The 26,783-nt window shown below is 54.0% G+C and carries 27 protein-coding genes and 1 pseudogene; 10 read left to right on the plus strand and 18 right to left on the minus strand.

Features of this window, described 5'->3' with window-relative positions:
* The 4 genes from ACLIBF_RS21635 to ACLIBF_RS21650 are packed head-to-tail and all read right to left on the minus strand — an operon-like array spanning position 1 to position 3,945.
* Positions 1-948 (minus strand): carbohydrate kinase family protein, encoded by a 948-nt coding sequence (locus ACLIBF_RS21635; protein WP_448310602.1) that lies wholly within the window; start codon positions 946-948, stop codon positions 1-3.
* A 2-nt stretch (positions 949-950) separates the two neighbouring features.
* A complete protein-coding gene (locus tag ACLIBF_RS21640; RefSeq protein ID WP_448310603.1) occupies positions 951-1,790 on the minus strand; it encodes a carbohydrate ABC transporter permease in 840 nt (279 codons plus the stop codon).
* Positions 1,780-2,688, minus strand: a complete 909-nt coding sequence (locus tag ACLIBF_RS21645; RefSeq protein WP_448310604.1) for a carbohydrate ABC transporter permease — start codon at positions 2,686-2,688, stop codon at positions 1,780-1,782. The genes ACLIBF_RS21640 and ACLIBF_RS21645 overlap by 11 nt, the downstream gene beginning before the upstream one ends.
* Positions 2,689-2,697: 9 nt before the next feature.
* Entirely contained in the window at positions 2,698-3,945 is a 1,248-nt protein-coding gene (locus tag ACLIBF_RS21650) for an extracellular solute-binding protein (RefSeq protein ID WP_448310605.1), read from the minus strand.
* A gap of 296 nt (positions 3,946-4,241) precedes the next feature.
* On the opposite strand from ACLIBF_RS21650, the gene ACLIBF_RS21655 reads away from it, so the two are divergent.
* Entirely contained in the window at positions 4,242-5,417 is a 1,176-nt protein-coding gene (locus ACLIBF_RS21655) for an ROK family transcriptional regulator (RefSeq protein ID WP_448310606.1), read from the plus strand.
* Positions 5,418-5,450: 33 nt separating this feature from the next.
* Here ACLIBF_RS21655 and ACLIBF_RS21660 read toward each other — a convergent pair whose 3' ends face one another.
* The 3 genes from ACLIBF_RS21660 to ACLIBF_RS21670 form a co-directional block, all read right to left on the minus strand.
* Positions 5,451-6,725, minus strand: coding sequence for a Glu/Leu/Phe/Val family dehydrogenase (locus ACLIBF_RS21660; RefSeq protein ID WP_448310607.1), 1,275 nt, complete (start codon positions 6,723-6,725; stop codon positions 5,451-5,453).
* A 482-nt stretch (positions 6,726-7,207) separates the two neighbouring features.
* Positions 7,208-7,597: a DUF1090 domain-containing protein gene (locus ACLIBF_RS21665; protein ID WP_448310608.1), complete on the minus strand. Its 390-nt coding sequence runs from the start codon at positions 7,595-7,597 to the stop codon at positions 7,208-7,210.
* Between the two features lie 134 nt (positions 7,598-7,731).
* Entirely contained in the window at positions 7,732-8,505 is a 774-nt protein-coding gene (locus tag ACLIBF_RS21670; protein WP_448310609.1) for a MerR family transcriptional regulator, read from the minus strand.
* Positions 8,506-8,868: 363 nt separating this feature from the next.
* Here ACLIBF_RS21670 and ACLIBF_RS21675 point away from each other — a divergent pair, with 363 nt between their 5' ends.
* Entirely contained in the window at positions 8,869-9,264 is a 396-nt protein-coding gene (locus ACLIBF_RS21675) for a hypothetical protein (protein WP_448310610.1), read from the plus strand.
* A 63-nt stretch (positions 9,265-9,327) separates the two neighbouring features.
* On the opposite strand, the gene ACLIBF_RS21680 is transcribed toward ACLIBF_RS21675, so the two are convergent.
* Positions 9,328-9,801, minus strand: coding sequence for a nuclear transport factor 2 family protein (locus ACLIBF_RS21680; RefSeq protein WP_448310611.1), 474 nt, complete (start codon positions 9,799-9,801; stop codon positions 9,328-9,330).
* A gap of 50 nt (positions 9,802-9,851) precedes the next feature.
* On the minus strand, positions 9,852-10,286 hold the full coding sequence (locus ACLIBF_RS21685; RefSeq protein ID WP_233988744.1) for a 6,7-dimethyl-8-ribityllumazine synthase: 435 nt from the start codon (positions 10,284-10,286) through the stop codon (positions 9,852-9,854).
* 554 nt (positions 10,287-10,840) lie between these two features.
* Between ACLIBF_RS21685 and ACLIBF_RS21690 the strand changes: the two genes are divergently transcribed.
* Positions 10,841-11,548: a phage antirepressor KilAC domain-containing protein gene (locus ACLIBF_RS21690; RefSeq protein WP_448310612.1), complete on the plus strand. Its 708-nt coding sequence runs from the start codon at positions 10,841-10,843 to the stop codon at positions 11,546-11,548.
* A 110-nt stretch (positions 11,549-11,658) separates the two neighbouring features.
* On the opposite strand, the gene ACLIBF_RS21695 is transcribed toward ACLIBF_RS21690, so the two are convergent.
* Positions 11,659-12,456 (minus strand): MetQ/NlpA family ABC transporter substrate-binding protein, encoded by a 798-nt coding sequence (locus ACLIBF_RS21695; protein ID WP_233988742.1) that lies wholly within the window; start codon positions 12,454-12,456, stop codon positions 11,659-11,661.
* A gap of 314 nt (positions 12,457-12,770) precedes the next feature.
* Between ACLIBF_RS21695 and ACLIBF_RS21700 the strand changes: the two genes are divergently transcribed.
* Entirely contained in the window at positions 12,771-13,166 is a 396-nt protein-coding gene (locus ACLIBF_RS21700) for a cupin domain-containing protein (RefSeq protein WP_448310613.1), read from the plus strand.
* Positions 13,167-13,352: 186 nt separating this feature from the next.
* Positions 13,353-13,984, plus strand: a pseudogene (locus tag ACLIBF_RS21705) (DJ-1/PfpI family protein).
* Here the strand turns inward: ACLIBF_RS21705 and ACLIBF_RS21710 are convergent.
* From ACLIBF_RS21710 to ACLIBF_RS21730, 5 genes are all read right to left on the minus strand, one after another.
* A complete protein-coding gene (locus ACLIBF_RS21710) occupies positions 13,981-14,664 on the minus strand; it encodes a substrate-binding domain-containing protein (protein WP_448310614.1) in 684 nt (227 codons plus the stop codon). The pseudogene ACLIBF_RS21705 and the gene ACLIBF_RS21710 sit on opposite strands and share 4 nt — an antisense overlap.
* The gene (locus ACLIBF_RS21715) at positions 14,664-15,716 is read right to left on the minus strand and encodes an ABC transporter substrate-binding protein (RefSeq protein WP_448310615.1); all 1,053 of its coding nucleotides are present in this window, start codon (positions 15,714-15,716) and stop codon (positions 14,664-14,666) included. Before ACLIBF_RS21715 ends, ACLIBF_RS21710 begins: the two co-directional genes overlap by 1 nt.
* Before the next feature lie 189 nt (positions 15,717-15,905).
* Positions 15,906-16,325: a bleomycin resistance protein gene (locus tag ACLIBF_RS21720; protein ID WP_448310616.1), complete on the minus strand. Its 420-nt coding sequence runs from the start codon at positions 16,323-16,325 to the stop codon at positions 15,906-15,908.
* Between the two features lie 133 nt (positions 16,326-16,458).
* A complete protein-coding gene (locus tag ACLIBF_RS21725; protein ID WP_448310617.1) occupies positions 16,459-16,803 on the minus strand; it encodes a cupin domain-containing protein in 345 nt (114 codons plus the stop codon).
* A gap of 141 nt (positions 16,804-16,944) precedes the next feature.
* A complete protein-coding gene (locus ACLIBF_RS21730) occupies positions 16,945-18,153 on the minus strand; it encodes an aldose 1-epimerase family protein (protein WP_448310618.1) in 1,209 nt (402 codons plus the stop codon).
* Between the two features lie 396 nt (positions 18,154-18,549).
* Here ACLIBF_RS21730 and ACLIBF_RS21735 point away from each other — a divergent pair, with 396 nt between their 5' ends.
* Genes ACLIBF_RS21735 through ACLIBF_RS21750 form a run of 4 tightly spaced genes read left to right on the plus strand, consistent with a single transcriptional unit; the run spans position 18,550 to position 21,623 of the window.
* Complete coding sequence (locus ACLIBF_RS21735; protein WP_448310619.1) at positions 18,550-19,113, plus strand: peroxiredoxin; 564 nt, start codon at positions 18,550-18,552, stop codon at positions 19,111-19,113.
* Between the two features lie 24 nt (positions 19,114-19,137).
* Positions 19,138-20,376 carry a protein-disulfide reductase DsbD family protein gene (locus ACLIBF_RS21740; protein ID WP_448310620.1) on the plus strand — a complete coding sequence of 413 codons (1,239 nt, stop codon included), beginning with the start codon at positions 19,138-19,140 and terminating at the stop codon, positions 20,374-20,376.
* Positions 20,377-20,431: 55 nt separating this feature from the next.
* Positions 20,432-20,983: a sigma-70 family RNA polymerase sigma factor gene (locus ACLIBF_RS21745; RefSeq protein ID WP_448310621.1), complete on the plus strand. Its 552-nt coding sequence runs from the start codon at positions 20,432-20,434 to the stop codon at positions 20,981-20,983.
* On the plus strand, positions 20,970-21,623 hold the full coding sequence (locus tag ACLIBF_RS21750; protein WP_448310622.1) for a DUF1109 domain-containing protein: 654 nt from the start codon (positions 20,970-20,972) through the stop codon (positions 21,621-21,623). The genes ACLIBF_RS21745 and ACLIBF_RS21750 overlap by 14 nt, the downstream gene beginning before the upstream one ends.
* Positions 21,624-21,666: 43 nt before the next feature.
* Here the strand turns inward: ACLIBF_RS21750 and uilS are convergent, their stop codons facing one another.
* Positions 21,667-22,527: a UilS family quorum-quenching N-acyl-homoserine lactonase gene (gene uilS / locus ACLIBF_RS21755; protein ID WP_448310623.1), complete on the minus strand. Its 861-nt coding sequence runs from the start codon at positions 22,525-22,527 to the stop codon at positions 21,667-21,669.
* A gap of 233 nt (positions 22,528-22,760) precedes the next feature.
* Between uilS and ACLIBF_RS21760 the strand changes: the two genes are divergently transcribed.
* The gene (locus ACLIBF_RS21760) at positions 22,761-23,165 is read left to right on the plus strand and encodes a GFA family protein (RefSeq protein ID WP_448310624.1); all 405 of its coding nucleotides are present in this window, start codon (positions 22,761-22,763) and stop codon (positions 23,163-23,165) included.
* Positions 23,166-23,202: 37 nt separating this feature from the next.
* Here the strand turns inward: ACLIBF_RS21760 and ACLIBF_RS21765 are convergent, their stop codons facing one another.
* The gene (locus ACLIBF_RS21765) at positions 23,203-23,688 is read right to left on the minus strand and encodes a DUF1641 domain-containing protein (protein ID WP_448310625.1); all 486 of its coding nucleotides are present in this window, start codon (positions 23,686-23,688) and stop codon (positions 23,203-23,205) included.
* Positions 23,688-26,660: a formate dehydrogenase subunit alpha gene (fdhF, locus tag ACLIBF_RS21770; RefSeq protein ID WP_448310626.1), complete on the minus strand. Its 2,973-nt coding sequence runs from the start codon at positions 26,658-26,660 to the stop codon at positions 23,688-23,690. Before fdhF ends, ACLIBF_RS21765 begins: the two co-directional genes overlap by 1 nt.
* Positions 26,661-26,783: the final 123 nt, after the last annotated feature.

The raw sequence follows: 26,783 nt of genomic DNA on the forward strand, positions 1-26,783 counted from the left end.
TTAGCGCACCTCGTTTGAAAGTTGGAGTTGTTGCCAGCCGGGATAGCGGCGTGGGGAACTGCTGATCGCCTGTGAAGCCACCTCGATTCCCCAGCGCAGCGCCGTATGCGCAGCGTGACGGTAGAGTAGCGCCGCCAGAAAACCGGCGTTGAAGCTGTCTCCGGCACCGATGGTATCGACCACCGTTACCGGTTGCGCCGCCACGTGCAGCGTCCCGGTGGCAGACCATAGCCGCGCACCGTCTGCGCCACTTTTTACTACACAACCACCGCGTCCGCTAAGCCGGGTCGCCAGTTGCGCCGCGCTCTGTTCCAGTGAGGTGTCGTTGGCCAGGCCGCGCGTTTCAACCTCGTTCAGTAACAGCCAGTCACAATCCGCTAACCAGGGGTAAATCTGATGGCGAAGATCGTCGCTCCAGCCCGCAGGCGGCCAGCCGGTATCGACCGCCACCATAAATCCCCGTTGTTGTAACGCCGCCAGCAGCGCCGGATAGGCCTGATAGAGTTCCAGACAGAGGAAAGTTCCGCACAGCAGCACAATATCGCCCGGCGTGGCCTGCGCGGGCAGTTGACTCAGCACATCATCGGCCGTCATTTGCGTAATATGACCAAAATTGCTGATAAATGACCGTTCGTTGTCAGGATGGGTCACGCCCACCGTCAGCGAGGTTTCGCAGGCGTAGCGCGGCCAATGCGCCGCGCTGTGCGGGAAGTGACCCGCGAGCCACTGACTGAAACCGTCATTGCCCTGGTTGGCGATAGCGCGGTGCGGCACCTGCATCGCTTCCAGCGCCAGCGCACAGTTACCGGCGGAACCACCGGGACGCAGCTCACTGTGTTGCAGCATCACTTCGGTACCACGCTGTGGCCAGTCGCTCAGCGTGCCCATGATCAAATCCACATTAATATTGCCCACCACGTAAAGCGTGGATGAAGTCGTGTTTAGCATCGTTATCCCTTACTTCCGCCGCTGGCCAGACCGCTGACCAGCGTCTTCTGCAGCCAGATGGCAATAAACAGTGGCGGCACCGAGGCCAGAATGCCGATAGCGGCAATCAGCCCGTCATCCGTTGCCCGTCCGGCGGTAAAGCCAGCAATGGCGACCGGCAGCGTCTGGGCCGAAATATTGCTGGTAAACAGCAGCGCATAGAAAAATTCATCCCACGCCAGCAGCCAGCCAAACAGAGCAGCCGCGCCCAGCACCGGCTTTGCCAGCGGCAGGGTAATGCGCAACAGCACCTGCCAGAAGCGCAGGCCATCAAGGCGCGCTGCCTGTTCAATATCACGCGGCAGCGAATCAAACTGATTCTTCAGCATCCAGGTCAGGAACGGCAGGATCAGCGAGCAGTAGACAATCACCAGCCCTGGCCGGGTATTCAGCAGATTCAATTGCTGGAGCAGGAAGTAGAGCGGCAGCACAAACGCGACCGGTGGCACCATGTAAATCGCCAGTGCGCCAAACAGCCAGCCGTCGCGACCTGCGTAACGTGAGAAGCTGAAGGCTGCCGGAATCGCCAGCAGCAGCGAGATGGCCGTCGCCACACTGGCGACCAGCAGACTGTTGCCCAGCGCGTGCAGAAAGATGTTGCCCGGCTGGTCAGGGGCCAGCGAAACTAATCCATGATAGCGGCTGAAATCCCACTGCCGTGGCAGCCACTCCAGCGGTACGCGCGACAGATCGCTGGCCGAACTGACGCTCATCAGGAACAGCCAGCCCATTGGGGCCAGTATGCTGATCGCTACCAGCAGCGCCGCAGCATAGCGCAACACCCGCCGCAGTTTAGTTTTCATAAGCAGAACTCCGGCGGCGCTGACGCCATAACATCAGCAGATAGAGGGTGATTAGCAGGGCGCACATCAGGGTCATCAGCATGGCATAGGCCGCGCCGCTGCCGGCTCGCAGATAGCTGAAAGATTCCTGATAGACGAAAAAGCTCAGGGTCTTAGTGCTGTCTACCGGTCCGCCACGCGTCATCACGTAGATAATGTCGAAGATCTTAAAGGCATCAATGGTGCGCAGGACCAGCGCGACGCCAAGCGGGGCGACAATCGCCGGGAAAGTGATAGCCCGAAAGCGTCGCCAGGCGGAAGCGCCATCCAGTCTGGCCGCTTCAAACAGATCCTCAGGGATCGATTGCAATGCAGCCAGCACCAGTAACGTCACCAGTGGATAGTTTTTCCAGATATCCGCGAACATCACCGCATTGAGCGCGGCATCCGGTGAGCCCAGCCAGCTGCGGTAACCGTCAATGATCCCGAGCTGAGTGAGCAGAGCATTGATGCTGCCGTAGTCCGGGTTAAAGTTTAGCCGCCACATCATAGCGTTGACGATGGTTGGCAGCGCCCACGGCAGAATCACCAGTACCCGCAGGATGTTGCGACCGGCAAATTTCTGGTTAAGCAGCAGCGCCACCAGCACGCCAATAATCCCCTCAACGGTGACAGAAACCAGGGTGAAGTAGAGCGTACGGCCAATTGATGCCCGAAAATCGGGATCGCTTAGCGCATAGGCGTAATTTTCCAGTCCGATCCAGCCTGGCGTGTCACCGCTGCCAATCAGCGCAGCATCGGTGAAACTGAGCCAGATGGTACGCAGTAAAGGCCAGGCGGTAAGCAGCAGCATCACCAGCAGCATGGGCGCCAGCAGCACCCATGCCTGACGCTGTTCGCGTTGACGCAAACTCAGCATCATGACTCCTTAACGAAGGCGCGCAGCGCTTTTATCCACCGCCGCCATCGCATCCTGAGCGGTGGTTTTACCCAGTAACACCTGCTGCAACTGCTGCTGAAGCTGGTTCGACAGGCGGGAGTAGTCAGCCGTTTCCGGACGTGACAGCATCACGTTTAGTGACTTGTCAGCCGCAGCGATCAGACTCTCCTGATCCTTTTGCACCGCCGGGTCCTGATAAGAGGATTTCCAGATCGGCAGGCTGAGTCGGGCATATTGGTTCTGTACCGGCTGTGAAGTCATATATTGAATGTACTGCCACGCCTGCTCCGGATGGGTGCTGCCTTTGGCGATACCCAGCCCCATTGAGCCGTTGACGCCGCCAGCCTGACCCGGTGCATCACCCGGCGCGGGCATGATGCCGACATCGCCCGCCACTTTACTCTGCTTCGGATCGTTCGCCATGTTGTACATGTAGGTCCAGTTCAGCGCGAACGCCGCATCGCCGTTGGAGAAGGATTTACGGACATCTTCCTCCAGATATTCGCGTGAGGCAGGATTACTCAGCCCGTCATCAAGCGAGCTTTTCATCAGCTTTAACGCTTTAAGCGACGCCGGGCTGGAGAAGTTGAGCTTGCCATTTTGATAGAACTGGCCGCCAAAGCCCGACACCAGCGTGGTGTAATCACACAACAGCGCTTCAGCCTGCGACCAGCTCCAGACCAGCGGATAGTTGACGATTTTTTTCTGCTTGATGATTTTTGCGTCGTCCAGCACCTGCTGCCAGGTTTGTGGCGGGGTGGTGATGCCCGCTTTGCTCAGCATCGCCTTGTTGTAGTAGAGATATTTGGTATCAAGAATCCACGGCATCCCCAGGGTTTTGCCCTTATAGATCACGGTGTTCATCGCGCCTGGAAACACTTTGTCCTTTTCTTCCGGGGTAATACGGGCGCTGACATCCTGCAGCAGATCGAAACGGGTAAACTCAGCGGGCCAGATGGCATCAAACAGCACCACGTCATAGCCGTTGCCACCGGCACCGCGCGCTGCAACAATTTTGTCATGCAACGCTTCATACGGCACGAACTCCAGATTGACGCTGACGTCCGGATGCTGCTTTTGGAAATTTTGCGTCATGGCGCGAATATCATTTTCGCTGTAGGCCGCCTGCGTCATAAACAGGGCATTGATCTGGCTGGCCGCAACTGCACTGCCAGCGCTGAGCATCAGCAGGGCGGCAACGCCCGCTTTGAGTTGAGGATTAAAACGCTGTGACATGATTTTCTCCACTTTGCAGCAACAGGATGTCGATTAATTAAATCAATTTGATTGATTTAATCTGAGGCGTAATCTGGTGCAGTAAATGCACTGATCAGGAAAGGTATAAGCAAACGGCGTGCCACAAAAATCGCAGCGGATGAAACAATGCCGTAACAACGCTGAAACTCAGACTGCGCTTTTACGCTAAAACTGCCTATCCTGTTCGCCCGGATTTGTGTGCAGGATCAAAGATATTATTTGCCCGCGCTGCCACAGGGACTAATACTGTCGCTCCCGCTGTAATGGAAAACAACATGAAAACCTCGGGCACTAACCTTGAACATGCGCGGGCGCACAATCGACGCGTGGTGATTGAAGCCATTCGTCTGCATGGCGAACTGACGCGCGCAGAACTGGCCCGCATGACGGCGCTGACGCCGCAGACGGTCTCTAACATTGTGGCGGAACTGGAGCAGGCGGAACTGCTGACCAGCCGCCAGCCACGCCGCAGCGGACGCGGACAGCCCTCGATTCCGGTGACGCTGAATCCCACCAGCGCCTGGTCGATTGGCATACATCTCGATCATCAGACGCTGCTGCTGGTGCTGGTCGATCTCAGCGGCGAAGTGCACCTGCGCCGCCTCATTATGGTGCAAAAGCCCCAGCCCGCTGCCACACTGGCGCGCATTGCTGCCGTGCTGGATGAGATGCGCACCTTTCTCGGCGCACAGTGGCAAAAGGTGCTGGGCATTGGTGTGGTGATGCCGGGGCCGTTTGGCGTTGAAGGCATTTCTTCAGTGGGACCGACTACCCTGAACGGCTGGGAGCAAATTGATATTGAAGCCGAACTCAGCACCCTCAGCGGATTGCCGGTTACGCTGGAGAACGATGCCACGGTAGCTGCCATCGGTGAGCGCTTTCACGGTGTGGCTCGCCAGCTCAGCTCCTTTATCTATCTCTATATCGGTACCGGTCTGGGCGCGGGAATTTTCACCGATGGTCATATCTATACCGGACACGCCCACAATGCCGGCGAAATAGGGCACATTGTGGTCGAACCCGGTGGGCGCGACTGCTACTGCGGCAATCAGGGCTGCCTTGAACGTTACGTCTCGCTACAGGCCGCCTACGAATTTTGCGGACTGGACCCGATGCGCGCACTACCGGAGGATCTGTTGCAGATTGAACCCGCATGTTTTGCTGCGTGGATCGACAGCGTGCTGGTCCCGCTGCGGCAGGCAATTAATATTCTGGAGTCGGTTTTTGATGCTGAGGCGGTGATTATTGGGGGGATGATGCCAGCGCCATTACTGGAGCAGATTGTGCAGCGTTTGCCACCGCTTTATCAGTCGGTGCGAGGACGCTATCTGAATGGGATGCGCCTGAAAACCGGCATGACCGGTAGCGATACCGCTGCGCTGGGCGCCGCCGCCTTACCGATCTTTGATGAGTTTAATCCCCAGTTTCAGGTGCTGATGAAACAGGCGTGAACAGGGCGCTGCCTGGGAGCAGCGCCCGACAGATTAGCCCGGATAGATACCGCGATCTTTACGCGCCATCAGGATACGCTCACAGGCCACAATATAAGCTGCAGTGCGCAGTGAACAATCTTTCTCTCTGGCTTTCTCCCAGACATGGACCATCGCATCGGTCATGATCTTATCAGAACGACGGTTGATTTCATCCTCACTCCAGAAGAAGCTCGCCATGTCCTGTACCCACTCGAAGTAGCTGACCGTTACGCCACCGGCGTTGCAGACTACATCCGGCACCACAATGATGCCGCGCGTTGCCAGCATGTCGTCAGCGTCGGGATAGGTGGGACCGTTTGCGCCTTCCAGCACGATTTTGCAGCTCAGGACTTCCGCTCGTTCACGGGTAATCTGACCTTCCAGCGCCGCCGGGATCAGAATGTCCATTTCCGTGGTCCAGAAGGCCTCTTTCTCAATCGCCTGCGCGCCGGGGAAGCCAGCAATCTGCTTGTGAGCAATCTGCCATTCCGTCAGGGCTGCCATGTCGATGCCATCGTTGTTGAGCAGCGTGGCGGTGTGATCCTGAATCAGCACAATCCGTGCGCCAGCCTCATCAAACAGACGAGCGGCTTCGCTGCCGACGTTACCGAAGCCCTGCACCGCAACGCGAGCGCCTTCAATATCAATACCGGCACGACGCGCCACTTCACGGCCGGTGATGAACACTCCGCGACCGGTGGCTTTTTCGCGCCCCAGTGAACCGCCGAGATGAATCGGCTTGCCGGTGACAACGCCGGTAATTGTTGTGCCGTGGTTCATGGAGTAGGTATCCATCATCCACGCCATCACTTTACTGTTAGTGCCCACATCTGGCGCAGGAATATCTTTTTGTGGCCCGATGATAATGCCGATCTCGCTGGTGTAACGGCGGGTCAGTCGCTCAAGTTCACCGTCGGACAGTTTGAAAGGATCAACGCGAATGCCGCCCTTGGCACCACCGTAAGGTAAATTCACCGCCGCACATTTGATGGTCATCCAGGCGGAGAGCGCCATCACCTCATTGAGATCAACATCCGGATGGTAGCGAATGCCGCCTTTGCCCGGGCCGCGTGAAAGGTTGTGCTGAACGCGATAGCCTTCGAAATGGCGGATTGAGCCATCGTCCATTTGCAGTGGGATATCGACAATCAATGCACGTTTTGGATGACGCAAAGTATCTATCCAACGTGAAAGATCGCCTAAATAGGGCGCAACCCGGTCGATTTGTTGTAAGTAGGTGGACCAGGCAGATGTACTGCTTTCAGACGCATAAGATAACTTATCCATAAAAAACCTTTCTTAATGAAGTTATTTATTGTGTGGAGCCGGGAAAGTAGAGCGCGTTGTAGCGCGCCGACATAATCTAACACCCCTGAAACAAATAAGATGTGGAGCCACCACCGTACAGGGAGGCAGTTGCGCCATTTTGGGGCAAAATCAGTGAATAATTATCCGAAAACCAGCAGCGCCATAGGCGAATAATCATGCGCGGTAAGCGCATAGTGGCTGCATAAACCATCAAATATCACCATTTTTCAGATCTTTGAAGGCCTTCAAAAAGTTAAATAATTGATCCAGTCGATATTGACTTTGCTGCACCAATTAAGTGCATGAGAATAAGTAATCAAAGGATTACATTAAGTAATGGGTCAGGTCAGGATAGCGAAGCATTATCAGGTAATTAGCGCTTACCGAGCGGTCCGGGGAAAATAACGGAGAAATGAAAGGGGGAGATATCGCGAGCCAGCCGTGCAGCTGGCCCGATAAAATTACTGCTGCAGTGCCTGTTCAGCTTCCTGCAGTTCCTGACGTGCTTCTGCCAGTTTCTGCTGACGCTTTTCGATTTTACTGGCGCTACGGCCTTCCGCCTGCGCTTTTGCCAGTTCCTGTTCGCGCTCCTGAACTTTAGCCTTTTTCTCTGCCACTTTTTCCTGCCGTTGCTGCAACAGTCCACTGTCAGTACAGTTCGCCTTCACTTCACTCAGCGCTTTCTCAAGACCGGCAATCTGGTGCGCATTGTTATGCTGACGAGCATAAGAGAGCTGAGTTTCGATCTCCTGCTTCTTCGCGGCACAACCGGTGAGGTGGCTGTCGGCTTGAGCCGCAGTAAACGTGAAAGGTAACAGGGAGAAGCTAAGGGCAAGCAAGGTTTTGTTCATAATCGTCTCGTCAATGAGTCTGTGTGGTTGCGTCAGTATACGCAGACATCTTAAGAGATTCTTAACCGAAAAAAATATGTGCCAGAAGCTGGGAAAGAGAAGGAGGAGAAGAGAAAGGAGAAGGCTGCCTGCAGTCAGGCAGCAGAAGAGGTTTCCGCCTGCATCATATAGTGCAGATTACGGTCCGGCCCGCTCAGCATGACCGGATTGCCCGCCTGGCGCTGCTGTTCAAAATAGTCCTGCATAGTCTGGCTGATGCCAGCGCCACACCACATGATGTGATGCTGATGCAGATCGGTTTTCATCGCGGGCTGGCCGGTAACATGCGAGGCAATGTCGACGTCGAAGCCCATCGCGGAAAGCCGGATCGCTTCAATCCAGATTTCGGTTTCATCGCGAACGCTCACCGCCTCCAGAAACAGCGGAATGGACTCCTCACTGCGCGATGAGGCGCGTATGGCTTTATCCGCCTGATGCTGTACCGTTTGCTGAAATCGATCCAGACGGCGTCCCGCGCCTTGCCGACGGTCGGCGCGCAGCCAGTCGCTAAGTGGACGTAACAGGTTATAGATAAAATCATCACCGCTGTAGTCGCTGGACATCTGATGCATCTGACGCGATAGCGACAGCGGTGTGCCAAATTCGAGCTGCCACAGCATATCGCCTTTACGCGCAGCCCAGCCCGACGTCATGATCGCTGACGCGCTATCCTGACCCTGTTTAATTTCCTGTAGTGTGGCGCCTGTTGCGGTTAACGCGACCAGACTGCGCACTTCGTTTAACTGCGCGTCACTCCAGCGATTCAGCGGGTGCGGCGGCGCTAATAAGCCCTGTTTCATCCAGCGTTTCAGGTTCGCCGGATGGGCGCCCGTAATCGCACAGACAGTTTCAGTAGTATGAGAATGCATATCGTGCCCTCTGCTGAGGGAAAGGCCGCCGGATTTGACCGGGGATGAATGACCACTATGAACCTCATAAGGGTAAATTGATAGGGGGGAGAACTGAGAAAAAACAGCCTGCTACGTGCCTGACGCTGCGCTTATTCGCCCTGAAAAACGGGTTATTCTGAGGCTGTTCAGGTGGTTAAAGGGTCAGGTATCCGCGGGTGAAAAGACTGTGTATTTATTCAGTAAAGTTTTCTCAGACTAAAACAGCTTATGTAAATAGCGAAAAACCCACATTTTAAGAGCATGCTGACCTCTCTTTCTCTTTCATCCCGCGGCTAAAACGCTAAGATAGTGGGTTCAAATAATCAGGAGAAAGACTGCCAAATGCGTTATCGTTTTACACTTGCCGTTGCGACGGCTGCCGTTGTGTTGACCGGTTGTGCCAGACATGGCGCCACTGATGCTGCTACCGATTTTGCTGCTGGCCCTACGCAGATTGATGTCTCACACATCAAGACCCGCGCAGACGATGGCTCTAATGTCTTTTTAACCGTTGATGGCAAAGACGCGGGTGAATTGCCTGACGGTCAGAGCAAGCTGCTGCATGTACCGGCAGGAAAACATCAGGTGGGAGGTTATGTTCCCACTCTGTTCGGACTTGGGCGGGTCACTATTGCTCCGATAGAAGTGACAACGTCACCTGATGACGTCAAAAAAGTGGCCTATACCGTCACGCGCAATAAAGCGAGTTTTGTAGAACATCCCGACGAGCAGGGTTAACAGAGAATCGGGATCGCAGCGGAAAAACTGGTTTTCCGCTGCGTGAATCAGCTTTCAGGCTATTTACAGTCCAAGATCGCTGAGCGAAGGATGGTCATCAGGACGACGACCCTGAGGCCAGTGAAACAGCCGTTGATCCTCAGTAATCGCCAGATCGTTGATGCTGGCATAGCGCTGCATCATCAAACCGTTGTCGTCGAATGCCCAGTTCTCATTGCCATAGGAGCGAAACCACTGGTGATGGGTGTCATGCCATTCATAGGCAAACCGCACTGCTATCCGGTTGCCATCAAAACTCCACAACTCTTTAATCAAACGGTATTGCTGCTCGCATAGCCACTTCTGCTGCAGAAAAGTGATAATCTCCGAACGGCCAGTAATGAAAAAATCGCGATTACGCCATTTGCTGTCAGCGGTATAAGCCAGTGAAACCCGTTCAGCATCACGACTGTTCCAGGCATCTTCTGCCAGACGCACTTTTTCAATCGCCTGTTGCGCCACGCTAAACGGCGGCAAAGGCGGACGTGAATTTTCCATCCTTATCTCCCGAGCTTTCATTCAGGCTGAGCGCAGCCTGGACCAGTCAGTCAGAGTTCGATTGCATGAATCTGGCTGACTGCACGCGCCGCTTCTTTGCCTTTCTTCACAAAGTGTTCAGTGTAGAAATCGATAAATTCCGGCGCTGGCTGGAAATTGTGCGGCGTTAGCGACACAGAGAAAATCGGCACATTGGTGGCCAGCTGAGCCTGCATCAGACCGCTTACTACTGCCTGAGCAACGAAGTCGTGGCGATAAATACCGCCATCAACCACCAGTGCGGCACAGACTACGGCATCGAATTTTCCGGTCTGAGCAAGTCGTTGCGCCAGCAGCGGCATTTCAAAAGCACCGGGGACATCCCATGTTTTGATCTCATACGGCGTCCCGCGACTCTCCAGTTCCTGCTCGAATCCGGACAGGGCCTGGGAAACAATTTCGCTATGCCAGTTAGCTTTGATAAAGGCGACTTTCAACGGCTGCATGACTTACTCCAGTTAAGATGACATCCGGAGGCAAACGGGCCAGGTCAACCTCCTGCGCCTCCGGATTAATAGTTTTAGCGCGGAAAGCTATGCTTTCCACCCTGTCGGCGAGCCTCTGATGGCCCGCAGGTTGGCACGATCAGGCACCCAGCTGCGGAAAAATCGGGTTGTCCTGATGCCCCATAGTCGGGGCGCTGAGCCGCGTCGAAGCGGATTCGATCGCTAAGAGGATACTGTAATGTAAACAGACCCCGTCCGTCTTTAGCGATCTTGCTTTATTTAACAGAGCTTAAGGGTGAAATTATGGATTCTTTTCCGTTACCGAGCCTGTCCCTGACTCTCTTTGCTGGCTGATAAACTTACCGTAAGTGCGATCTGCCATTCTTCAGATAGCTGTGCGCTCAGACTTCTCCGGCATGCCACTCACTTGACCGTTTGAGTCATCGATTCCGTTTATACAATCGGTTAAATAAAATACTGGATATTTGAACAGGTATTTGTATAATAAATCTACTGCCCGCTGGGTATTGGTAGAGTTAGTGAGGGGTGAACCCATGATGATTTCGACTGAAAGCCTCAAATCACTGGAACAATCGGTCACAATGAGCAGCCGTGAACTGGCGCAGATGACCGGCATTACGCATGGAGAAGTTAAGCGGTTAATTAAAAGCCTGGAGACCGCCCAGCGCCTGTCGCAGCCGATCATTGTTAATGACTATGAGCGGGAAGGGGAAGTGCGTCAGGAGTACCGGCTGAATAAACGTGATTCACTGCTGGCCGTAGCACGTTTATCGCCCGGTTTTACCGCTGAAGTGCTGGACCGCTGGCAGGATCGCGAAAGAACCACTCACCTGCCTGATTTTACCAATCCGGCCGAAGCCGCTCGCGCCTGGGCTGAGCAGTTCGAGCAGCGTCAGGCTGCTGAACAGCAGCTGGCGCTCTCCGCCCCCAAGGCGGCCTTTTTCGATAACTTTGTTGAAGTCGAGGATTCGCTGGGTTTTCGCCAGCTGTGCAAGATGCTGAAGGTGAAAGAACCTGAATTTCGCCAGTTCCTGCTGGAACGGAATATCATGTATCGTGCCAAAGGAACGCTGACGCCGCAGCATTATCATCTGCAGGCCGGTTATTTCACGCTGCACTCTGGCGTGGGCGAAAATCAGCATGCCTTTTCCCAGGCACGTTTCACTGCAAAAGGCGTGAAGTGGGTTGCCAGTTTGTGGGCAGGCCATGTATCCGCTCAGCCAAAAGGTGCAGCAGCCTGACGGGTTTTACCGACGGGAGCGTGTCAGAGAAAAACAGTGTGTTTTTAACTGACACAGGATACAAAAAAGGCCGCATCACTGCGGCCTTTCCGATCTTAATCTGATGCTGATTACCAGCCTTTAATGGCATCGCCTTTATACACTTCCTCAGCTTTCGCGGCCACTTCAGGTGACTGCAGCGCTGACTTCAGCTTCTGAATTTTATCGCTATCTTTATTATCTTCGCGTGAAACCAGTGCGTTGACATAAGGTGAGGCGGCGCTCTCCATGAATAATCCATCGCGGTGCGCTGATAATCCAGCCTGAGCGGAAAAGTTGGTATTAATGATCGACAGGGTAACGTTAGGATCATCCAGCGTGCGGGTCAATTGTGGCGTATCAACTTCAACCAGCTTCAGATGTTTTGGATTCTCAACAATATCGAGCGAAGTCGGTAAATAACCAACACCCTCTTTAAGCTTAATCAGGCCCTGAGCCTGCAGCAATAACAGGCTGCGCCCCAGTGTCGTTGCTTCGTTAGAAATAGTGATGGTGGCACCATCCTGCAGTTCGTTAATGTTTTTGATTTTGTGCGAGTAAGCTGCAATCGGGAAGACAAAGGTCTTACCGACCACGGCAAATTTGTAACCGCGTTCTTTAGATTGATCTTCAAGGTAAGGCAGACTCTGGAAGGCGTTAGCATCCACTTCTTTATTATTCAGCGCTTCATTGGGTAAAACATAATCGTTGAAGTTAAGCACTTCCACATCCAGCTGATACTTATCTTTTGCGACCTGTTTTACCACCTGCCAGATGGCTTCATCCGGCCCGGTATTAATCGCCACTTTAACTTTGTTGTCGTCATCTTTTGAGCAGGCGGATAATAATAAAACAGAACTGGCAAGTAACGCCGTGAACAGACCTTTCATTATCAGAAATCCCTCAGGTAGTAGTTGGCATCAAAGATAATACAGAATTGCCAGGTTGCGTACTGGCTGAGGGATATAACTTATAACCACAAGCGATGATATCGCGCATAAATTAGCCGATTCAGGCGGGTTATTTATTGCGCGCACAGTGTCAAGGTTCAACTACCGCAATAAAAAGCCCTTGCGATCGACGCTGATATTCGGTGACCAGCCTGAATAGAATGGATAAGCGGATCACCGTTTTTATTCTATGCTTAGAGCGCAAAGCAGGTGCCAGACGCCTGCATTTCACTGAATAAATACCGGGATTAACCATGTCAAAAAAGGATACCAGCAGCACTTCAGAGATCACCGCAGTCGAAGTGATGCGCAGTAGTCAGGCCTGGAACGGCGACAGGATTGAACGCTATCCGGCCGGTCAGCCTGAGCTTACCGTCATGCGACTCTCACTGCCGGCCAATACCTCATTACCCTGGCATACTCACCCGATGCCTAATGCGGCGTTTGTTCTTTCCGGCACTCTGATTGTTGAAGATAAACAGAGCGGCGAACAGCAAACTTTTCATGCCGGACAAGCGTTGAATGAGACGGTTAACAGCGCGCACCGGGGCTATACCCTCGACCAGCCGGCTGAACTGGTGATTACCTATGCCGGCATAAAAGGGCAGGAACTGACTGAGCCGCTGCCCGGCGAGCCGGAAGAGTTTTAACGACGGGCAGGGGATGAAGCCATTATTCCCCTGACGTAACTCTCAGGCTGAGGCTCTGATTTGAAAAGGGTCAGTAAAAAACCACTGCCCGGCCAGATCAGGACTGATGATACTCAGTCTCCCCTCTACCGAAACACATTTCATCTACAGCAAACGGATAATTTCAAGGATAAGAACGTTGCTCTTTTGCTTGCGCCTGGCTTTGAAGAAGCCGAGGCCATCGTCACACTGGACATTCTTTCACGGCTGGGGGTTCGCGTCATGACGCTTGCCTGCCACTCCACCCGAGATGTCACCCGCTATCACAACCTGAAGGTGCTGGCGGATGATCTGCTGGCGCACAATCGGGAGACGCTGTTTGATGCGGTGATTATTCCTGGCGGGCCGGATGGCAGTAAAAATCTCGCGGCAAATGAGGCGGTGCTCGCGTTTATTCGCCGTCACGATCAGGAAGGTCGTCTGATTTAACCAATCTGCTCCGCGGCAGCACGCGTGCTGGCACCAGAGGGCTGCTTAAAGGCCGCTACTATGTCAGCTCCGGCACTTCGTACCAGGGCGTCACCGATGGCCGTTATGTCGATGCGCCAGTGGTAAAAGATGGCAACCTGGTCAGCGGGCAGGATCTGGGTGCCGTTTTTGACTTTGCCTTCGCGATTGCTTATCTGCTGACCGGGGAGGGCGATAAAGTCCGGGAACAAGCTGGGCATATCAGCCATACCCTGAAAGTCGATTTCGCTACGCTTAACCATTATTACCTCGTTAGCCGTTACGCTGACGGGATGTTTATGCAGCGGCAGAGCGCGAGACCCTGGGGTTAACAGCCAAAACCGGCATCCCGTAGTACGGATTGTGCCAGTGGCGAAGCTAAAAATGCCGCCAGCGGCTCTGCCTGAGGCGTGATGACTGCGCAAACATATTCCGCTTGCGGGTTGAAGACAACCGGGATATCAATCACCCTTAGTCCGGCAATCTGGCCCAGAGCAGTCCGATAGCTGGAATAGCCAATAAACAGATCCGCCTTACCCTCCAGAATGAGCCATTCTGCCGCCAGCCTGCCGTGCGGAACCGGCGGAGTATCACGCCCGCCAACCAGTGCCATCGCCCGCTGGCGAACCGCTTCCCCGGCGTCACCCATCTGAGTGAACAGTCGCTGTGTGTAGTCACCTGAAGGATCGGCGCCCGGCGTTGAAGTGGCTATCCGGAGATCTCCACGAGTGAGCAGGGTGTGCCAGTCATCTCCCGGGTGCAGCACATCGCTGCGAATGGTCAGACAGAGCATATTGCTGGCAAACGGGATGACCGATAGCGCTCGTCCCCGATGCAGCAATGTCTCGGGATGAGCCCTGTTGGCTGATGCAAACAGATCGCAGGGTTCACCGGCTTCAATGCACTCACGTAATAACCCGGCGGGACCGAACAGAGTATCAGCGGGTTGCGGAAAGTGCGCCATCAGCGCGGGCCAGACGCGCTTCAGACTGCCAGCCGCCAGCACGCGCATCAGTCACTTCCCTGCCACGAAGTGCGATAGAAACGCTGATACCAGTCGTTAGCTCGCTTGCGCATGTCTATGTCCCGAAACTTCTCCGGATAGAGTTTTTTTGCCATCCACAGTTCGCCGATGCCCATTGCTTCCGGCATTGGGTAACCCCAGGCTTTGGCATAATCCGGCATCAGATAGACACGATGGTTTTTGACCGCATCGATAGTCTGCCACTGCGGCGAACGGTTGATTTCATCGACCACGGAGGGATAACGATCCTGCACAAAAATTACCTCAGGATCCCATGCAATAACCTGTTCCATCGACACCGATTTAAATCCCTTCACGGTCGCCGCCGCCACGTTAACTGCGCCTGCATGCGCCATCATCAGGCCTGTATATTTACCGGAACCGTAGGTGGTCAGTTGCGGGTTTGCCATGTATGCGCGAACGCGTTTATCTGCCGGGATCGCCTTGAGCCGCTCAGTGACAACCTGACGGCCCCGATCGGTTGCATCAATCAGCGCTTTTGCCTCAGCAGGCTTATTCACAATATCACCGATAAGGGTGATTCCTTCGCGCAATCCAGTGTTGTAAGCCTGTTCTTCATCCGCCATTGTCGGGTTCATTGTTGCTTTTTCGCCCACGTCGTCATGACGCAGCGAGATAGCCACCACCGGAATCCCCAGCGCGCTAATGCTTTCGATCATCTCCTGTGGGGCGTAGTTAGTGACGAACACCACCTGTGGATGCAGCGCCACCAGTTTTTCGGGATCGACATGCGTCAGATCGCCCAACGCTGCTTTCTGGTTCAGCGTCGGAGCCAGCCGGGCATAGCCGTCGCCCAGCTGCTGCTTCCAGTTTGCCATCACGCCGACAATTTTGTCGGTCGCATTCATCTGCACCAGCAGGTTCAGCGTCTGATGCTGGAGTACCACAACACGATCAACATAATCAGGGATCGTGACCTGACGGCCAATCTGATCGGTTATCTGGCGTGATGCCTGGGAGGTGAGCGGAAGAAGTATCAGTGAACCTGCAATCAGTAACTGCAAAACGCGCTTGATCATAATGTCCCCGCATTTTCGATATGCAACGAATTATACAGCGATAGCGATAAAAGGTCTCGCCGCAAATCAGCGTATTCTGGCATTGGGACAGAAAGATGGAATAATAAGAAAGAGATTAATGAGTGCGCTTAATCTATGTTATGTTAAATTACAGCATCTGGAAGGGTTCCGGGACTACCCGCGAGCACGCTACTCAATATACTGGCTAAAACGCAGAAGGTAGCCATCCGGATCCTGCACGAGAAACTCTCGCTGGCAGACGGTCGTTTCTCCGATACTGTAGTGATTATCGCGGAGATCCCGATACAGCGTTACGCCATACGACCTTACGCGGGCAAATATCTGTTCAATGTCGTCCACTTCTATCTGGAAATTAACGCCACGCCCCAACGGTCTGGTGAGTTCTGCCATGTTCCATCCGTCCGGATGATACTGCTCAAGCATCAATTGCGCCTCACCGAGGCTGATATAAGCAAACTCCGGCTCCGTGCGCCTGATCATAATGTTGAAGCCAAGCACATGGGTATAGAAGTTCAGGGAGGCGGGAAAGTCCGTCACGGTCAGCTCGGGAACCATGCGGTTCCAGTAAGATCCGTTCGTATCAGTCATGTTTTTCATCCTTTTTAACTGACGCAGCATACACCAGATGGCGTGTGCGCGGTCCGTGGCGAACTCTTATGTTAAATTTATCTCTTCTCACAGATTGCCAGCCTCATGGCGTCAATCTCCGCTGCCCGTTTCTTTACAGCTCGACGACGTCAGAACGGTCACCGCGCGTCGTTGGATGAGAGATAACGATAAACTCGACTGCACTATCGGAGTCGTTTCGCGCCTGATGCTTAGCTTCAGGAGGAATTTCAATACCCTGCCTCGCAGCAATCTGATGCTTCTCGCCATTGAGATCCATGGTCAGCACGCCGTCGAGCACAAAGAAAAACTGGCGTGACATCGAATGAAAGTGGCGTTTTTCCTGGGTGTCGGGCGGCATTTTTTCATGGATGATCAGCATATCCTGACGCTTTAGCAGATACCATCCGTCGCAGGCATCTCCCCATTGATAGTGCTCAGCATTCTCTTTTGAAATCATTGCGTCCTCGAAATGGGGTAATAAAACCTGTCATTCTCTGCTCCGCGCGGCAGCCCGCACTGGCTGATAAATACCGCAGATTATCAGCAGAAAAAAATCCCGCAACCGTTGCTTAGGTTAACGGGACTGTTATCGTACCCGTTACTCTTTCGCTATTGGCGTCGCGTTTTCATCAATTTTTGTTTCGCCCTGGATAGACTTAATCCGCTGCTCAACCGCATTTACCTGCTCGCTGCTGTGCAGCAAGGTGTAAGTCAGATCAAAGGCCGTACTGGCACCGGGCTGCAGCTGCTTAACGCGCTTTTGCTCACGTTCAATGGTGACCGGATAAGCATAACTGGTGCCGGGTTCAATTCCGGTCACATAGCCCTGTTTCAGGGTATCGGTATTTTTCCACAGCGACAGTACCGGTAACTGACGGGTGTCGAACTGGATCGAGGCACCAAGGTTACCGGCTTTATTCACCACTGCCGCGACTGACTGATACTGATCATCAGCAAGCGGTTTGACGTTAAACACCATTTCGTCGAAATCTTTGGTTGGCCCCTGATAGGTTTGCCAGGTTTTCAGGCCAGCTTTGGCATAGTCATTAAACGGGCTGATGCCTGACATCGGGGCAATAAAGCGCGCACCCTCTTCCAGAATCGGCGTACCAAAGTTGCTGTGATAAATGATCTGATAATCGTGCGGATAATCTGCATGGTTGGTTAACACATCGTGCAGACTGAAACTATTGCTGCCAGGCACGTAGCGCAGTTCAGTCAGGGTCTGCAAATCCGCTTTTTTAAAGGTGCTCTCTTTGATTAAACCGCGGATGCGAATCTCATGCGGTGCAGCGTCATCCACTTCCACTTCCAGCTGAGAAACCGGGGTATTGCCGGCTTTACCGTGTAGAGTATAAATTTTACCGTCGGCGGTCACCGGATGGCCGGTCCATTCATAGCCACAGCGCACCATCATCTCATTGAAACCTTCCAGCCAGCCCAGTCCGTTGCGGCTCTCCAGATTAATAAATGCCGGGTTAACCACCTCTTTTACTGGCGAATCCCAGCCCATACGGCTGCCAAATCCTTCAACACGCAATAAATTCATGCCACGGGTTGGGCTCAGCGTAATTGTCAGGCCATCCTGACTTTTGATAACCAGAATTTTACTGCCTTCCTGCTTACCGCCGTGCAACACCTGCTGTTCAATGCTGAACGGCTTACCTGACAGTTTCAGCTCACTGCTGGAAATTTGCCAGTTGCCTTTATCCATGCCCTGTTCAGCACTCGTCAGCACCCAGGTTTTTGCGGTTGCAGAACCCGAAACCAGGAGAGCCAGTACCGTTAACGCCAGTTTTATCTTCATTATTTATCCCTTTTGCTGAATCGTTTTTTCATGATTTAAGGGAATCTACGGGCTGCGCGTTTACAGAAACGTGACAAGCCTCACCTGCTGAAAAAATCTCATCAGATTGATGCGTTAATGCGTGCTCAGTCACATAGAAATGAGAGCATAAATAGTAATTGCAGCCATTTACGTGAAGAAAACTGTAAAAGCATTACACGATTCAGCCTGTAATCGGCTGGCAACCGGATCTTTCAGGATGGTTTATATCCACTCAGCCTGTTCAGGCAGTTTGATTTCCGGCCTGGTTAAAAATAAAAAAATAATGAAACTCACCCGCAACTTTTTCAGCCGGCCAGCGAACCTGTTAATAAGGTCATCAGGCGACACCGCCTGCCTGTAAACAGAGAGAGAGCTATGCCGATGAAAAACACCCTGAAAACCCTGGCTATTGCCACCCTGTTGGCGCTCAGCGTCCCGGTCAGTTCCGCCCTGGCTGCCCTGCAGGTCGGTGAAAAAGCGCCTGACTTTAAGTTGGAAGCCGCGCTGGCAGGTAAAGCGACCACCTTCTCGTTGCAACAGGCGTTGCAGAAAGGTCCCGTGGTGCTTTACTTTTTTCCCGCCGCGTTTAGCGCCGGCTGTACGCTGGAAGCTCACGACTTTGCCGAAGCAACTGATGAGTTTAAAAAACAGGGCGCGACCGTGATTGGCGTGACCGCGGGCAACACCGATCAGATTGCAAAATTTTCGCAGCTGGAATGCCGGGATAAATTCACCGTTGCGGCCGATCCTGGCGCAAAAGTGGCGGCCGAATATAAGAGCACCATGGAGATGAAAGGCCAGAAACTCTCTGACCGTACCTCTTACGTTATTGCGCCAGATGGCAAAATTCTGCTCAGCTACACCGACAAAAATCCTGATGCCCATATCCAGAAAGCGATGGATGCGGTTAAAAAATATCGTCAGGCCAATCCGGCTTAATCTCACTTTCCGAGTAGGTTCATCATGCTGACAGCCATTGCAGCCGCCTTTCTGGGCGGCATTATTCTCAACTTAATGCCCTGCGTCTTTCCGGTGATCTCACTGAAAGCGCTGAGCCTGATTCGCCATCACGACCAGCCCGCCCATGCGCGCAGTGAAGGTCTGGCCTTTCTGCTCGGTGTGGTGGTGACGATGGTCGCACTGAGTGCGGTGCTGCTGCTGGCGCGTGCCGGGGGTGCTTCAGTCGGTTGGGGATTCCAGTTGCAGTCACCGGTGGTGATCGCACTGCTGATTCTGGTGATGCTCGGTTCTGCACTGAATCTGCTCGGGCTGTTTGAAGTGGGACTGTCAGTGCAACGGGTTGGCGGCGTAGGCAGTGACCGTGGGGGTCTGCTGGGATCGGCACTGACCGGTGCGCTGGCGATTATTGTCGCCACGCCGTGCAGTGCGCCCTTTATGGCCAGCGCCGTTGGCTATGCGCTGACTCAGCCGCCGATTGTCAGCCTGGTGATTTTTATCTCACTGGCGCTGGGTTTTGCTGCGCCCTTTACTCTGATCTCCTTTTTCCCGCTGCTGGCGCGTATTTTACCGGCACCCGGAGCCTGGATGATCACGCTTAAACAGGGTCTGGCCTTCCCGATGCTCGGCGCAGTGGGCTGGTTGATCTGGGTGCTGGAACGTCAGGCGGGTTCGGCAGCGCTGGCCGCTATTCTGATCTGCTGCCTGTTACTCAGTTTCGCGGCCTGGCTGTATGGCATGGCGCAGAAACGCCGTATGATGGGTCAGCGTCATTGGGCGCTGCACCTCGCCACCGCCTTTTTCGTGGCGTTAGTGGTTCCGCCGTTACTGAATCTGAACAGCTTTGCCGCAGCACCGCAAAGTGAAGAGGCTTCGCAGGCCGCCGCCGCGGTTGCCTGGTCACCACAGAATGTGGATGCGATTAAAGGCCAGGGCAAGCCGATTCTGGTGAACTTTACCGCCTCATGGTGTATTACCTGTCAGGTTAACGATCGCACCTCATTGTCAACGCAGGCGGTCAAAGCGGCGATGGCGCGCACCAGCACCATTTACATGGTGGCGGACTCAACCAAATACAATCCGGATGTGGAACAGGCACTTAGTGATTTTGGCCGCGGCGGACTGCCGCTCTATGTGGTCTATCCTGCTAATGGCGGTAAACCGGTGGTATTACCGCAGGTCCTGACGCCGCGTATCGTTATTTCAGCCCTGGATCAGGCAATGGAGAACGGCAAGAAAACGTGAACCCCATAATGAATCAACACCGTAACAGCGTGCCAGGCGGTTAACCTGATGATGAATGCCAGAGACTGATAACCGCGCGCGGCTATGGCCCCACCTGATGGCCCGCGCGCAGGAAGGCGATAAACACGCCTATAACCTGTTGCTGAAAGCGATGGTTCCGGCCATTCGGGCTTTAGCGTGCAAAAAAATCAGTGATGCTGCGCTGGTCGAGGATGTGATCCAGGAGACTTTGCTGGCGATTCATCGGGTACGGCATACTTACGACCCGCAGCGTCCAATCCTGCCCTGGGTTGCCGCGATTACCTCCGCCAGAGCGATAGATGCTCTGCGTCAGCGGGGACGTCGGCAGGAAGTGCAGGATGAGGATGCGCTCAATCATCAGCCAGCTGAGAGTGCAGAGGTCGCCACTGAAGCAGATGAACTCACCGGCTACTTAGGCAATCTGCCGCTGCGCCAGCGTGAAATTGTCGAATCGGTTCATCTGCGTGAGCAGAGTCTGGCCCAGGCAGCGGCAGAAACAAATCAGTCGGTGTCGGCGGTGAAATCGCTGCTGCATCGCGCAATGCTTAACCTACGAAAATTTGGAAACAATCATGAGAAATCATGACCCGTTGATTGATCGGCTGACCGAATCCGTTCAGCCGGTGCAGCGCGTCTGGCCAACACCCTGGCGCGTTGCCGGCTGGATTGCCGCGGCCCTGCCCTGCGGCGCGCTCAGTAGCTGGGCGTTTCATACCCGGCTGACCGACTGGTCGCAGCCTGGAGCGGGTGTCGCCCTGAGCGCCCTGCTGCTTGCGTTAGTCATTGCTGGCAGCAGCGTTGCTGCGGCCTTTACCCTGAGTATTGCGGGAAGAAAACCGGTCAGCCTGTATGGGTTATTGCTGCTTGCCGGCCTGTGGCTGACCCTTAATCTGTTCAATCTCTCCGCTTCAGTGCCGCCAGCGGGCGCAGGTCGCCTGGGTGAGGGAATACACTGCTATCTGTTTATGCTCTCTGCCAGTCTGCCGATGATGCTGTTATCGGTGTTTGCCTTACAGCGCACTCGTTCTTTGCATCCCGCGAAAAGTCTGGCGCTGGCCGGTTGCGGCAGCGCATTCAGTTCTTCGATGCTGCTGTCGCTGTGCCATGATACCCATCTGCACCTGATCGATTTTTCGATGCATCTGGCTGCTGGCATCACCATTATTGCCATCACGGTACTGGCAGGACGGCGCTGGGTGCAACTGGAAGGGTTAACGGAAAAATGAGGCGAGCCGGGATCAACTCGCCTGAGTCGATGTCAGGTTCTGGTTAGAGATGTTCAGCAAACCATTCGGTCTGTACCTGCACCACCTGCCTAAAAAAGTCACCAGTGTAAATATCGTAATGGCGTGCGTCAGTCACTTCATAAAGTTTTTTGTCCGTTGCGGCTATCGCCTCGAATAAGGCCCGTCCCTGTTCTGGAGGATTGACCGAATCTTTACCGGCAATAACGACCAGCGTCGGACACTGAACCTTTGCCGCAATGAGTGCGGGTTTATATAGCAGTGTTTCCCGGACGGTTAGAAAAGGAATCTTAATATCCATTTTTGGATAGTGCTGTCGATTTTCTTCAAAGAACGTTTTAGATTCCACATCGTTTAACACGCGAGTAATCGCGACAAACATCTCTTTGCCGCTGCTGGTGCGTTTCTCTGCCATCTTCTCCAGCGTTGCCGAAAAAGCCGCTTTTTCTGCCGCATCCATTTGCCCTGTCACAATGGCTTCGCCATCAGCAAAAGCAAGCTGGCTGACGATACATTTAATGTCGGCATTATCAGCCGCTGCACCAAAAACATGGCATCCACCAAACGAAGTTCCCCATAGGCCTATTCTTGTTTCATCCAGCGCGGGTTGCTGTTTTGCCCAGTTCACAACCGACAGAATATCGGCAATTTGCTGCGCGGGCACCAGTCTTCCGCGCTCACCCTCGCTGTCACCAAAACCACGATAATCGAAGGTAATAGTAGCAAAACCAGCGCGGGTAAAGGCGTCGGCAAAATCAGGCAGTAAAATCTCTCTAATACCACAAAAACCATGACATAGAATGATGACCGGATGTTTTGTGTGTTGGACTGGCTGGCGAAGCGTCAGCGCAATGCCCTCAGGCAATATCAACGTCGTGGTGTCCATCGTTATTCATGCTCCTTGCTTACTCGTTATTATCAGGCCGAAGGTTGATCACCTTTTCATGACGGCTCAGGCTTTACCACGATCCAGATCAGTAAAAACAAGAGCAGTGGGAGAAATGAAACGCTTTTGCAATCAATACGGCGGCAGGCGAAGTAATATTCGGTATTCCGCGCAACAGACCATCATGGCCTATATTTATATATCCGGATGTCCGGACGGTTCAGGAGTTGACCATGCAAAATGAGATGTCAGCACAATGTCATTGTGGTGCAGTGGCGTTCAGCGTGACGCTGAAGGATGGGTTTAATACGGTACGGCGCTGTAACTGCTCGTTTTGCCGGATGCGCGGCGCCGTCGTGGTATTTGCCCGTGAAATCGTGGTGACGCGCGGCAAAGACCAGCTCACCGAATATCGCTTCAATAGCAAACAGGTCGGCCACTACTTCTGTTCAGTCTGCGGTATCTACACCTTCCATCAGAGCCGCTCTCAGCCTGACCAGTATGGGGTTAACGTTGCCTGTCTGACGGGAGTTTCACCGTTTGATTTTACCGATGTGCCAGTGACCGACGGCATTCACCATCCCAAAGATGGCGGTGCCGGCGGCGTAGCCGGACATTTAATCTATAAACCGACCTGAATCGCCGAGGGTGCGGACGCGCACCCTCTGACGCCGGTTACTCCAGAGTGCGCTTACCGCTGAAGCGTGTAATCGGCTTTTGCTCTTCTCCGTCGAGTTGCCGTGAAAAGACCTTCAGCGCGGACAAAACCGGACTCAGACCACGCCACAGTTCATCATCATTGAGTAACCGGATAATGCCGCGGATCCCCGGCGCGGCTTTCCCGCTGTTGGCCTCTTCCCTGGCCGGTTTAATCGCCATCGCCGCATCCCGCAAGGCGAGCAGCAGATGATTAAACCGTTCCGGTGGCACGCTACCTAAGGTCATCATCAGCAGCGATAGGTTTTGCAACGCACTCTGCGTGCCGGGCTGGTTAAGACCTGACACCAGAATCTTGCTTATCTCGCTGTTTGACTTCACCAGATCGTTCGCCAGCCGCAGGAAGCCATGCTGATGCAGATTTTCAATCAACTCATCCATCGCCTCTCTGGCGGTGGGTTCAGTCGGGGTCGGCGTGACCTGATATTTCATCCTTTCAGCCATCAGAATTTCTCCGGTTTTTCTACATGTTCAGGCGGTTCGCGATAGCCAGCCTGCTGCCATTTCTGCTCGACTGGCAGGTGATCCAGCGGGGTGCGTTTGCCATAGCGGAAATTATGTAACGGTATTGGATTTGGCTGGATACGCCGATCCACACGTTTCATGTTCACCGCGACCTCTTTATAGGCGGGCGTGTTGACGTCCGGATCGTGATGTTCGCCGGTCAGGGTATTGACGCCATCTTTGCCGTGATGGATCGGCATAAACAGCACATTACCCGCTACGCGGTCGGTGATCACTACCGGCACATCAATCGAACCCCGTCGCGAAGCAATGCGGACCCACTCGCCTTCCGTCAGACCACGTTCGGCGGCCAGCTGCGGCGAGATCTCGACAAACGCGTTCGGTGACAGCGACATAAAACGTCCGCCCTGTCCGGTCTGATTAGTGGACTGGAAATGCTCCAGCATCCGGCCATTGTTGAGCAGCAAATTATATTCCGCATCTTCCTGCTCCGCCGGCGGTTGCCACTGTAGTGGGTAGAGCCGCGCTTTGCCGTCCGGGAAGTGAAACTGTTCGGTATAGAGGAGTGGCGTACTCTCGCCGTCGGCGCTGACCGGCCAGATTTGCGACTGCCAGCCGACCAGGTTTTCATAGCTGACGCCCGCAAAGATTTCCGCAATGTCCGCCGCTTCAGCCATGATCGCACCCGGATTCGGGTAATACCACGGATGGCCCAGACGTGCCGCCAGCTCGGTAAAGATTTGCCAGTCAGGGCGGCTGTCACCGAGCGGTGCCATCGCCGGTGAAAAATGCTGGATGCGCCGCTCGGTATTAACGAAGGTGCCCTCTTTTTCCACGCTGGGACAGCCCGGCAGTACCACATCGGCGAACTCCGCGGTACGGCTCATGAAGATATCCTGCACCACCATGAACTCCAGATTACTGAAGGCTTCATGCACATTGCTTGAATCCGCATCGGAAAAGGCGGTTTCTTCTCCGGTGATGTACATGGCGCGCAGTTTTCCTTCATGGGCTTGCTGCACCATTTTAAAATTGTCCGCGCCTGGCTGGTCAGACAGCGCCTCAGGCGCAACGCCCCAGGCACGTGCCCATTTCTCCCGCACCGCGTCATCGCTGACTTTTTCATAGCCGGGATAGACATTGCTCAGGCAGCCAAAATCACTGGCACCCTGCACATTATTATGGCCGCGCATCGGATAGCCGCCGGTACCAGGCCGACCGTAATTGCCGGTGACCAGCAGCAGGTTGGATAAGGCGGTACTGGTGTCCGCTCCGTGGCTATGCTGAGTGATCCCCATTGCCCACAGAATACAGGCGCTGCCTGCCTGACCTATCATCTCTGCCGCTGCTGTCAGCTCATCCAGACTCAGGCCGCAGATTTCGCTGGCATAGGCCAGAGTAAACGGAGCCAGCGATTCACGGTATTCTTCTACCTGATTGACTCGCTGTGCCAGGAATGCCTGATCGGCATAGCCGTGTTGAAACATATAGTTCGCCATCGCTGACGCCCACACCAGGTCGGTGCCGGGTCGGATGCGCAAGTAGCGGTCGGCACGCTCGGCCATTTCATGACGGCGCGGGTCAACGACCAGCAGTTTCTGACCCTGATGCTTGTGGCTCTGCTTGATGTGCGAAGCGATAACCGGGTGATTCTCGGCCAGATTACTGCCAACGATAACGATCAGTTCCGTCTGCTGCAGATCACGAATGGTACCGGCATCGCCGCCGTAGCCTACCGTACGAAACAGTCCTTCTGTCGCCGGATTCTGGCAATAGCGCGATGAGTTATCAACGTTGTTGGTGCCGAAAATCAGTCGGGCAATTTTCTGCGTCAGATAGGCTTCTTCATTACTGGCCTTACTGGAACCGATAAAACCAATCGCATCGCCACCATATTGCTGCGCCACTCGCCGCAGGCCATCCGCGACGCGCTGCAGCGCCTCATCCCAGCTGGCGGGCCTGAAGCGACCATTTTCACGAATCAGTGGTGTCGTCAGGCGTTCCGGGCTGTTGACAAAATCCCAGCCAAACTTACCTTTGACGCAGGTGGAGATACCGTTAGCGGGCGCCTCTGCCACCGGCTGGATTTTCAGGATGTGTCGGTCGCGGGTCCAGATTTCGAAACTGCATCCCACACCGCAATAGGTGCAGACGGTTTTCGTCCGTTTGATCTCAGACTGGCGCAGTGCCATATCAATTTTTGACACGCCGGTAATCGGCTCCATGCCGATACTGTTTTCCAGCGTTTTAACGAAATCGATCAGCGGGCGCTTCAGCCCCTCATCCATCGCGGTAAAGGGTCCCGCGTCCGGCTGCATGGTTTTTTCCAGCAGCGCGTTACAGGGGCAGACCGTGACGCAATGTCCGCAGCTGACGCAGCTTGAGCCGGCAATCTCAGTGCCGCCATCCCACAGCACCCGCGGATGCGCCTGGGTATAGTCAATTGACAAGGTTTCATTCACTTCGACGTTCTGACAGGCCTCCACGCAGCGGCCACATAAAATGCACTGGTCAGGATCGTAGGTATAAAACGGGTTGGAATGATCTTTTGCATACGGCTTGGGCTGATGCGGGTAATACTGAATCGGAATATGCATATCCGCGACCGCATTATGAAGTGTGCAGTCGCCGGTATTATGTTCACAGACAGTGCAGTAAAGCTCGTGGCGGTTAAGTATCCGATCCATCCCCTCCTGCTGCGCTGCTTTTAACGCCTCGCCTTCGCTTTGTACCGTTAATCCCTCCTGGGTACGCAACGTGCAACCGCGAACCCGCTCGCCATTGGCATCGACCCAGCAGACATCACAACTTTGTAAAGGCGGCAGCGCCGGGTGATAACAGACATGGGGCAGTTTTTTTCCCTGCGCATCGAGAAAATCAATCAAGGGTTGATCAGCTAACCCGGTTAACCGTTCACCATTGTAAATAATGGTGCAGTGTTCTCCGCTCATATAAGCCTCATGAAGACATTGCGAATGGCTTCCAGCCGAAAAATATCCCTGTATTTATAGGGTTGACTCTTCAGCTTAGTGAGGATTAACAGCTGCGCCACGGATACCGCTACGCTTATCGTG

The sequence above is a fragment of the Pantoea sp. PGP6 genome (genome assembly GCF_053474785.1).

What these genes read in the sequence shown, in the direction of transcription:
- ACLIBF_RS21675 (WP_448310610.1), top strand. Translation starts at nt 8,869, where the DNA reads ATGCGTTATCGTTTTACACTTGCCGTTGCGACGGCTGCCGTTGTGTTG.
- ACLIBF_RS21680 (WP_448310611.1), bottom strand. Translation starts at nt 9,801, where the DNA reads ATGGAAAATTCACGTCCGCCTTTGCCGCCGTTTAGCGTGGCGCAACAG.
- ACLIBF_RS21660 (WP_448310607.1), bottom strand. Translation starts at nt 6,725, where the DNA reads ATGGATAAGTTATCTTATGCGTCTGAAAGCAGTACATCTGCCTGGTCC.
- ACLIBF_RS21665 (WP_448310608.1), bottom strand. Translation starts at nt 7,597, where the DNA reads ATGAACAAAACCTTGCTTGCCCTTAGCTTCTCCCTGTTACCTTTCACG.
- ACLIBF_RS21650 (WP_448310605.1), bottom strand. Translation starts at nt 3,945, where the DNA reads ATGTCACAGCGTTTTAATCCTCAACTCAAAGCGGGCGTTGCCGCCCTG.
- ACLIBF_RS21735 (WP_448310619.1), top strand. Translation starts at nt 18,550, where the DNA reads ATGCCGATGAAAAACACCCTGAAAACCCTGGCTATTGCCACCCTGTTG.
- ACLIBF_RS21700 (WP_448310613.1), top strand. Translation starts at nt 12,771, where the DNA reads ATGTCAAAAAAGGATACCAGCAGCACTTCAGAGATCACCGCAGTCGAA.
- ACLIBF_RS21635 (WP_448310602.1), bottom strand. Translation starts at nt 948, where the DNA reads ATGCTAAACACGACTTCATCCACGCTTTACGTGGTGGGCAATATTAAT.
- ACLIBF_RS21730 (WP_448310618.1), bottom strand. Translation starts at nt 18,153, where the DNA reads ATGAAGATAAAACTGGCGTTAACGGTACTGGCTCTCCTGGTTTCGGGT.
- ACLIBF_RS21640 (WP_448310603.1), bottom strand. Translation starts at nt 1,790, where the DNA reads ATGAAAACTAAACTGCGGCGGGTGTTGCGCTATGCTGCGGCGCTGCTG.
- uilS (WP_448310623.1), bottom strand. Translation starts at nt 22,527, where the DNA reads ATGGACACCACGACGTTGATATTGCCTGAGGGCATTGCGCTGACGCTT.
- ACLIBF_RS21725 (WP_448310617.1), bottom strand. Translation starts at nt 16,803, where the DNA reads ATGATTTCAAAAGAGAATGCTGAGCACTATCAATGGGGAGATGCCTGC.
- ACLIBF_RS21740 (WP_448310620.1), top strand. Translation starts at nt 19,138, where the DNA reads ATGCTGACAGCCATTGCAGCCGCCTTTCTGGGCGGCATTATTCTCAAC.
- ACLIBF_RS21670 (WP_448310609.1), bottom strand. Translation starts at nt 8,505, where the DNA reads ATGCATTCTCATACTACTGAAACTGTCTGTGCGATTACGGGCGCCCAT.
- ACLIBF_RS21715 (WP_448310615.1), bottom strand. Translation starts at nt 15,716, where the DNA reads ATGATCAAGCGCGTTTTGCAGTTACTGATTGCAGGTTCACTGATACTT.
- ACLIBF_RS21695 (WP_233988742.1), bottom strand. Translation starts at nt 12,456, where the DNA reads ATGAAAGGTCTGTTCACGGCGTTACTTGCCAGTTCTGTTTTATTATTA.
- ACLIBF_RS21750 (WP_448310622.1), top strand. Translation starts at nt 20,970, where the DNA reads ATGAGAAATCATGACCCGTTGATTGATCGGCTGACCGAATCCGTTCAG.
- ACLIBF_RS21655 (WP_448310606.1), top strand. Translation starts at nt 4,242, where the DNA reads ATGAAAACCTCGGGCACTAACCTTGAACATGCGCGGGCGCACAATCGA.
- ACLIBF_RS21745 (WP_448310621.1), top strand. Translation starts at nt 20,432, where the DNA reads ATGCCAGAGACTGATAACCGCGCGCGGCTATGGCCCCACCTGATGGCC.
- ACLIBF_RS21690 (WP_448310612.1), top strand. Translation starts at nt 10,841, where the DNA reads ATGATGATTTCGACTGAAAGCCTCAAATCACTGGAACAATCGGTCACA.
- ACLIBF_RS21710 (WP_448310614.1), bottom strand. Translation starts at nt 14,664, where the DNA reads ATGCGCGTGCTGGCGGCTGGCAGTCTGAAGCGCGTCTGGCCCGCGCTG.
- ACLIBF_RS21765 (WP_448310625.1), bottom strand. Translation starts at nt 23,688, where the DNA reads ATGGCTGAAAGGATGAAATATCAGGTCACGCCGACCCCGACTGAACCC.
- ACLIBF_RS21685 (WP_233988744.1), bottom strand. Translation starts at nt 10,286, where the DNA reads ATGCAGCCGTTGAAAGTCGCCTTTATCAAAGCTAACTGGCATAGCGAA.
- ACLIBF_RS21645 (WP_448310604.1), bottom strand. Translation starts at nt 2,688, where the DNA reads ATGCTGAGTTTGCGTCAACGCGAACAGCGTCAGGCATGGGTGCTGCTG.
- ACLIBF_RS21760 (WP_448310624.1), top strand. Translation starts at nt 22,761, where the DNA reads ATGCAAAATGAGATGTCAGCACAATGTCATTGTGGTGCAGTGGCGTTC.
- ACLIBF_RS21720 (WP_448310616.1), bottom strand. Translation starts at nt 16,325, where the DNA reads ATGACTGATACGAACGGATCTTACTGGAACCGCATGGTTCCCGAGCTG.
- fdhF (WP_448310626.1), bottom strand. Translation starts at nt 26,660, where the DNA reads ATGAGCGGAGAACACTGCACCATTATTTACAATGGTGAACGGTTAACC.